The organism is Streptomyces sp. NPDC006529, from assembly GCF_040611795.1.
In the GTDB taxonomy this organism is placed as follows: Bacteria; Actinomycetota; Actinomycetes; order Streptomycetales; family Streptomycetaceae; genus Streptomyces.
The window spans coordinates 1-1,049 of sequence record NZ_JBEXPB010000149.1; the positions used below are offsets into that span (position 1 = coordinate 1).

General features: G+C 70.0%; 1 protein-coding gene. It reads left to right on the top strand.

Features of this window, described 5'->3' with window-relative positions:
* The coding region (locus tag ABZY31_RS31340; RefSeq protein ID WP_356417109.1) for a polyketide synthase at positions 1 to 1,049 on the top strand (1,049 nt) is incomplete at both ends.

A 1,049-nucleotide genomic window follows, 5' to 3' on the forward strand; every position in this document is an offset into this window, starting at 1 on the left:
TGGGATGTGGAGGGGTTGTATCACCCGGATCCGGATCATGCGGGGACGTCGTATACGCGTGAGGGTGGGTTCCTGCACGAGGCGGCCGAGTTCGACGCCGACTTCTTCGGGATCTCGCCGCGTGAGGCCCTTGCGATGGATCCGCAGCAGCGTCTGCTGCTGGAGACTTCTTGGGAGGCCTTCGAGCGGGCCGGGATCGACGCGACGTCGATGCGGGGCAGCCGTACCGGTGTTTTCGCCGGCGTGATGTACCACGACTACGCGAGCGGCTACGGCAACGGCGAGGACCTGCCCGAGGGCGTGGAGGGCTACCTCGGCACCGGGATCTCCGGCAGCATCGCCTCGGGCCGCGTCTCGTACGCCTTCGGCCTGGAGGGCCCTGCGGTCACGGTTGACACGGCGTGCTCGTCGTCCCTCGTCGCCCTGCACTGGGCGATCCAGGCGCTGCGCAACGGCGAATGCGACATGGCCCTCGCCGGTGGTGTCGCGATCATGGCCACGCCGGAGACGTTCGTCGACTTCAGCCGTCAGCGCGGTCTGGCGGCCGACGGCCGGTGCAAGTCCTTCGCGGACGGTGCGGACGGCACCGGCTGGGCCGAGGGCGCGGGCATGCTCCTCGTCGAGCGCCGGTCCGACGCCCTCCGTCACGGCCACCCGATCCTCGCTGTCGTACGAGGCTCGGCCATCAACCAGGACGGCGCGAGCAACGGCCTCACGGCGCCGAACGGCCCCTCCCAGCAGCGGGTGATCCGTGAGGCCCTGGCTGGGGCAGGTCTGTCGGCTGCGGATGTGGATGCGGTGGAGGCGCACGGCACGGGCACGCGGCTGGGCGACCCGATCGAGGCGCAGGCGCTGCTGGCGACCTATGGGCAGGAACGGCTGGACGGCCAGCCGCTGCTGCTGGGGTCGATCAAGTCGAACATCGGTCACACGCAGGCTGCGGCCGGTGTGGCAGGTGTGATCAAGATGATCATGGCGATGCGGCACGGGGTGCTGCCCAAGACGCTCCATGTGGATGCGCCGTCGGCGCAGATCGACTGGGAGGCGGG